This window comes from Nocardia neocaledoniensis, from assembly GCF_029868625.1.
GTDB classification, from domain to species: Bacteria; Actinomycetota; Actinomycetes; order Mycobacteriales; family Mycobacteriaceae; genus Nocardia; species Nocardia neocaledoniensis_A.
This window is the reverse complement of record NZ_JARWOJ010000171.1, coordinates 1-5,811: the sequence shown is the minus strand read 5'-3', so window position 1 is coordinate 5,811 and position 5,811 is coordinate 1. Positions and strand designations below refer to the sequence as shown.

Annotated in this window: 7 protein-coding genes; 4 read left to right on the top strand and 3 right to left on the bottom strand. The window is 68.8% G+C overall.

Annotated features, from left to right (window positions below; all coding sequences use genetic code 11):
• Positions 1-235: hypothetical protein (locus QH270_RS12180; RefSeq protein ID WP_280341025.1), on the top strand; the 235-nt coding region annotated here is incomplete at its 5' end.
• Positions 202-1,383, top strand: a complete 1,182-nt coding sequence (locus tag QH270_RS12175; protein ID WP_280341022.1) for a cation:proton antiporter — start codon at positions 202-204, stop codon at positions 1,381-1,383. The genes QH270_RS12180 and QH270_RS12175, both read left to right, overlap by 34 nt.
• Before the next feature lie 4 nt (positions 1,384-1,387).
• On the opposite strand, the gene QH270_RS12170 is transcribed toward QH270_RS12175, so the two are convergent.
• Together QH270_RS12170 and QH270_RS12165 are read right to left on the bottom strand one after the other, a co-directional pair.
• Positions 1,388-2,110, bottom strand: coding sequence for a VIT1/CCC1 transporter family protein (locus tag QH270_RS12170; RefSeq protein ID WP_280341019.1), 723 nt, complete (start codon positions 2,108-2,110; stop codon positions 1,388-1,390).
• A 9-nt stretch (positions 2,111-2,119) separates the two neighbouring features.
• Entirely contained in the window at positions 2,120-2,677 is a 558-nt protein-coding gene (locus QH270_RS12165; protein WP_432420346.1) for a YdcF family protein, read from the bottom strand.
• A gap of 38 nt (positions 2,678-2,715) precedes the next feature.
• Here QH270_RS12165 and QH270_RS12160 point away from each other — a divergent pair, with 38 nt between their 5' ends.
• Both QH270_RS12160 and QH270_RS12155 read left to right on the top strand, forming a co-directional pair.
• Positions 2,716-4,212, top strand: a complete 1,497-nt coding sequence (locus QH270_RS12160) for a flavin-containing monooxygenase (RefSeq protein ID WP_280341016.1) — start codon at positions 2,716-2,718, stop codon at positions 4,210-4,212.
• Positions 4,213-4,290: 78 nt separating this feature from the next.
• Positions 4,291-4,698, top strand: a complete 408-nt coding sequence (locus QH270_RS12155) for a DUF7144 family membrane protein (protein WP_280341013.1) — start codon at positions 4,291-4,293, stop codon at positions 4,696-4,698.
• Positions 4,699-4,749: 51 nt separating this feature from the next.
• Here QH270_RS12155 and QH270_RS12150 read toward each other — a convergent pair whose 3' ends face one another.
• On the bottom strand, positions 4,750-5,223 hold the full coding sequence (locus tag QH270_RS12150) for a MarR family winged helix-turn-helix transcriptional regulator (protein ID WP_280341010.1): 474 nt from the start codon (positions 5,221-5,223) through the stop codon (positions 4,750-4,752).
• Between the last annotated feature and the right edge of the window lie 588 nt (positions 5,224-5,811).

Below are 5,811 nucleotides of genomic sequence, written 5' to 3'. Positions count from 1 at the left end.
GCTGCGCACCGTCTACCCGGCGCGCGACAGCGGTACCGGCGAGGCGTGGGCCCGCCCCGACGCGCTGGTGCTCGACGGCGAAGGCCACCAGGTGGTCCTCGCACCGGGCGCCCCCGCCCCCGGGCCCGGATTCGCGGGGGGGGGGGGGCGGGGGGGCCGGCCGCGCGTGCGCCGCGCCCCTCCCCGGGCGCGGCGACCTCGATGGCCAGCCGCCTCGGCCTGCCGCGGCGACTGATCGTCACCCTCGGCGGCGAGGGCCTGTTCAACGACGTCACCGCGATCGTCATCTACACCGTCGGCATCCAGGCCGTGGTGACCGGCCTGTTCTCCCCGTGGCACGCGCTCGGGGATTTCGTTCTCGCCGCGGTGGTCGGGCTCGTCGTCGGCCTCGCCCTCGGGTGGCTGGGCAGCCGCCTCACCCGGTACCTCGACAACGCCACCTGCCAGGTCGCGCTGAGCCTGCTGCTGCCGTTCATCGCCTACGGCGTCGCCGAGCACTGGGAGGGCTCGGCCGTGCTCGCGGTGCTGGTGTGCGCGCTGTATCTCACCGACGCCGTCACCGAGATAGGGGATCGCGAATACCGGCTGGTCGCCGACGCCTTCTGGGACATCGCCGAGATGCTGATCACCGGATTCGCGTTCGCCCTGATCGGCCTGGAACTGCGCGTGGTCATCGAGACCACCGGCGACGACTGGCCGGGGCTGGCCGGGGTCACCGTCGCCGTCCTCGCGGTCGTGGTGCTGCTGCGGCTGGCCTGGCTGCTGGTGACGTGGGTGATCAGCAGGAAGCTGGGCCGCCTCACCGACGAGCCGTTCACCTGGCGCGAGGTGATCGTCACCTGGTGGGCGGGGATGCGCGGCGTCGCCACGGTGGCGCTGGCCCTGGCCGTGCCGTTCACCATCGATTCCGGCGCCGATTTCCCCGCCCGCTCGCAGATCCTGTTCGTCGCTTTCGCCGTCGTGCTGTTCACCCTGCTCGTGCAGGGTCCCACCCTTCCGCTGGTCGTCCGGATCACCGGTGTGCACGCCGACACCAAACGGGAACGCGCGCTCGAGAAGGAGCTGTGGATCCGGGTGCGGCGCGCCGAACTCGCCGAGCTCCAGCGCATCGCCGACAACGAGGACCTGCCGCCTGACGTCTACGACGACCTGCGCGATCGACTGCGCCAGATCTCCGCCAAGGCCGACCCCGAAGCGGCCGACGCCGACGCCAAGGCCACCATGGAGAACGAGCGCAAGTTCGCGGCACGGATGCGCGCCGCCAGGGAAGCCGTCGTCGAGGCGGGCCGCCGCGAGGCACTGGCCGCACGCCGCGAACCGGGGATGCCGCCCGATGTGGTCGACCGGGTCACCCGGCGGCTCGATCTGGGCCCGAACCGCTGATCGCTCAGCCGCCGAGGGTGTCGGTGAGAGTGCCGATCGCATAGGTGACCGCCATCGCGAGCGCGCCGCCGACCACGACCCGCAGCACGGCCCTGCCCCGCCTGCTGCCGCCGAGTCGCGCGCTCAGTGACCCGGTGAGCGCGAGCGCGACGAGCACCGCCACGAAGGTCACCGGAACCCGCCACTGTGCGGGCGGCAGCACGATCGCCAGCAGCGGCAGCAGCGCGCCGCAGGTGAACGCGATCGCCGACGAACCCGCCGCCGCCCACGGGTTCGTGAGCTCGTCCGGGTTCAGCTTGAGTTCGGCTTCGGCGTGCGCGGTGAAGGCGTCGTGGGCGGTCAGTTCCTTCGCCACCTGCCGCGCGGTCGCCGGGCTCAGACCCTTGGCCTCGTAGATCTCGGTCAGCTCGGCCAGTTCGTAGTCCGGGAATTCGGCCAGCTCACGCCGTTCCTTGGCCAGCAGCGCCTTCTCCGAATCGCGCTGGGTGCTCACCGACACGTACTCGCCTGCCGCCATCGAGATCGCGCCCGCGACGAGTCCGGCCACGCCGGCGGCGAGAATCGTCGTGCTGTCGTTCGTCGTCGCCGCGACCCCGACCACCAGCCCGGCGGTGGACACGATGCCGTCGTTGGCGCCGAGCACCCCGGCGCGCAGCCAGTTCAGCCGGGATGCCAGGCCCTCGGCGTGGGGTTCGTGCGGATGGGTGTCTGTCGGCGAGTCCTGCACCCGACCAGCCTAAACGACCTCGTCGCACCGCTGGTTCACGAAAGCCCGGACATATCCGGCGGATTGGCGCACATACACCCTGGACCAGAACGAGAGCCCGTCCCCGGCGCCGCTGGCCACCATCGTCAACTCGCCGTCGTAGCACCGGCCGACGAGGTAGCGCGCCCGCGACACCTGCGCGGTCGCGGTGACGACGATGAGATGGCGCCAGCCGTAGATCGTCGCCCGGCGGACGATCTCCCTCGCCTCCCCGTCGGTGCGGGCCGGATCGGGCACGAAGCACGAGACGCGAAAGGCGAAGCGCCCGCCGCAGAATCGGTCCATGTTCGGATCGTCGCGTCCGGTGGTCTGCGAGATCAGCACCTCGGGCGCGAAACCACGCTCGGCGAGCTCGATGCCGAGGTCGAAGCGATCGTAGGGAGTACCACCGAGGACCACGATCACCTCGGCGGGCCGCAGCGGGTCCAGTTGCGGCCGGACGAACACCGGCCATCCGGCGATCGCTGCCGTCAGCGCGATGACCAGTGCGCCGACGAGCAGCCAACCCGCCCGGCGAAAGATCGACACGGCACCGAGAATAAGCGAGACACGGCACACTGGACCCCATGACCGACTCCGCCGTTGCCCCCGAACACCTCGACGTCGTCATCGTCGGGGCCGGACTTTCCGGGATCGGGGCCGCCTACCGGCTGCAGACCGAACACCCCGGGCGCAGCTACGCGATCCTCGAGGCCCGCGCCGATCTCGGTGGCACCTGGGACCTTTTCCGGTACCCGGGCATCCGCTCCGATTCCGACATGTTCACCCTCGGCTACCCGTTCAAGCCCTGGCGCGCGGCCAAGTCCATCGCCGACGGCGCATCGATCCTGGACTACATCCGTGAGACGGCCACCGAGAACGGCATCGACGAGCACATCCGGTACGGCTCCCGGGTGATCGGCGCCGACTGGTCGTCGGCGCGGGCGAGCTGGCAGCTCACCATCGCCCACGAGGGCCCCGACGGCCCCGAGCTGAGCACCCTGACCTGTGGATTCCTCTACGCCTGCGCCGGCTACTACGACTACCAGCAGCCACACGACCCCGATTTCGCCGGCCGTGAGGATTTCGCGGGCACCCTCGTGCACCCGCAGTTCTGGCCGGCCGACCTCGACGTGCGGGACAAGCGGATCGTCGTCATCGGCAGCGGCGCGACCGCGGTCACCCTGGTGCCCTCGCTGGCCGACGAGGCCGAGCACGTCACCATGCTGCAGCGCACCCCCACCTGGATCAGCGCCGTTCCCGGCCGCGACAAGCAGGCCGACAAGATCCGCGAACTGCTGCCCGCCGGGCTCGCGCACCGGCTGATCCGGACCAAGAACATCCTGTTCAACATCGGCTTCTACCAGTACTGCCGCCGTCGTCCCGCCGCCGCGCGCAAGCTGCTCACCGGCCTCACCACCCGCATCCTCAAGGACGAACGGCTGGTCGCCGAACACTTCACCCCCGACTACGACCCGTGGGATCAGCGCCTGTGCGCCGCCCCGGACGCCGACTTCTTCAAGGCGATGAAGAAGGGCAAGGCCGCGGTGGTCACCGACCGGATCGACGCGTTCGTCCCGGAGGGCATCCGGCTGGAATCGGGCAAGATCCTGCCCGCCGACATCATCGTCACCGCGACGGGCCTGCGGTTGCTCGCCTTCGGCGGTATCGCTCCGTCGGTCGACGGCACCCCGGTGCCGCTGGCCGAGCAGTTCGTCTGGCAGGGCGCGATGCTCACCGGCCTGCCGAACTTCGCGATCTGCGTGGGCTACACCAATGCCTCCTGGACGCTGCGCGCCGACCTCACCTCGCGCCTGGTCTGCAAGGTCCTCACCCACCTCGACCGCACGGGGGCCGCGGCGGTGGTCCCCGATCCGAAGGGCACGCTCAGCGAGCGCCCGCTCCTCGACCTGAACGCGGGCTACATCCTGCGCTCGATCGCGGCCTTTCCCCGGCAGGGCGACCGCCATCCGTGGCGGGTCAGGCAGAACTACCTGCTCGACGCCCTGCTCACGCTGCGTACCGACCTCGGCAAGACGCTGCGCCCGGTGCGCCGGGTCCGCGAATTCACCCGCAACGGGTGAGGCGCGCGGCCGGTCGGCTTCCTACCGTCGGTGTGTGCCGCGGTGGCACGTCTGTTGACGTGAGGGAAAGGCCGAGCGATGACGACGAACCAGAACCAGCATCCCGTCCGAGAGGGCATCGCGGCGGGAACCTCCATCGGTGCCGGCATCCTGCTGGCAGTGGTCGGTGTCCTGCAGATCCTGCAGGGAATCGCCGCCGTCGCCAACGATGACCTGATCGTCGTCGGCCCCGAGTACACCTATCAGTTCGATCTGACGGCCTGGGGTTGGTGGCACATCATCTTCGGCGCGCTCGCCGTGCTCGTCGCGATCGGTCTGCTGGCCGGACAGACGTGGGGCCGGGTGTCGGCGATGGTGATCGCCGCGCTGTCGATCGTGGCGAACTTCCTGTGGCTGCCGTACTACCCGTGGTGGTCGATCCTGGTGATCATCCTCGACATCGTGGTGATCTGGGCGGTCGCCACCTGGCGCCCCGACCGGGCCTGACACCGCTGGACACGATGCCGCTCCCGGTCGACCGGGAGCGGCATCGCCCGTTCAGGAGACCGGTTCGTCCCCGCGCAGGGTGTCGACGAGATGGTCGGACAATCGTTCGCCGAGGGTGGCCAGCTCGGCCTTCTGCGGTGCGTCGAGGCCGTCCAGCACCAGCGTGCGCACAGCGACCAGATAGTCCGGCGTCGCCTCGACCACTTTGGCCAGCCCGCTCTCGGTGAGTACCGCGTCGACCCCGCGCCCCGACGTCGCCGCCACCCGCTTGGCCCAGCCGACCCGCTCCAGCTTGGACACCACATGGGAGATGCGGGAGATCGACCCGTGCCCCTGAACGGCGAGCACGCTCAACCGCATCCGGTGGTCCGGCGCCTCGCGCAACAGCGCCATGACCCGGTACTCGAAGTGGGTCACACCGAACTCGCGTTGCAATCGTGAGTCGAGCGCGCTGGGAACGCGCATCGCCAGGGTGACCACCGCGCTCCAGGCGCGACGTTCGACCGAGTCGAGATCGTCGGTCACCTCGGCCTCCTTCCACCCCTGGGTTAACCAAAGAATTGCTGATGGATATCGAACTGTATATCGAGCGGTGGTAGGTGTCCATGTGGGCAAGGACATATTTCCAGGTGAGAAGGCATTTGTTGGCCCGAAGAAAGCTGGACGTTCGATCAGTTGCCAACCGGTCGCCATCGAGGCTGCAGAGCGGGTTGCGCGCGCCGTGAGAGGTCTGCCGATGGCGACCCGCACCACGAGGGGCATGCTGACCTGGGGAAACGCCGGATCTTCCAGGCGATTTGACTTCGTGTTCGCGGCTGCGTAACTTATTTCGAGTCAGAGCGACACGGACACAGTCCGCCGAGCGCCTGACGGATCACCTGGTCAGCTTTCCCACCTCGAACTTGCTTCGGTTGGGTTGTCTGCGCTAGGTTGGAACAGTTGCCCTGCAGACGATCCGGACGAGAGCCGGTGGTTCTGCTTGTGCGTGTGTTCTTTGAGAACTCAATAGTGTGTCGATGAATGTCAGTGCCAATATTATTATTGGTTCCGGCCTTTCATACCCCCCGGTTGGAAGGTTGGACATTTGAACAACAGCGAATCTTTTTTGCTGGT

Excerpts from the sequence above, each read along its gene's own strand:
- QH270_RS12155 (WP_280341013.1), top strand. The coding sequence starts at position 4,291 with ATGACGACGAACCAGAACCAGCATCCCGTCCGAGAGGGCATCGCGGCG.
- QH270_RS12175 (WP_280341022.1), top strand. The coding sequence starts at position 202 with ATGGCCAGCCGCCTCGGCCTGCCGCGGCGACTGATCGTCACCCTCGGC.
- QH270_RS12160 (WP_280341016.1), top strand. The coding sequence starts at position 2,716 with ATGACCGACTCCGCCGTTGCCCCCGAACACCTCGACGTCGTCATCGTC.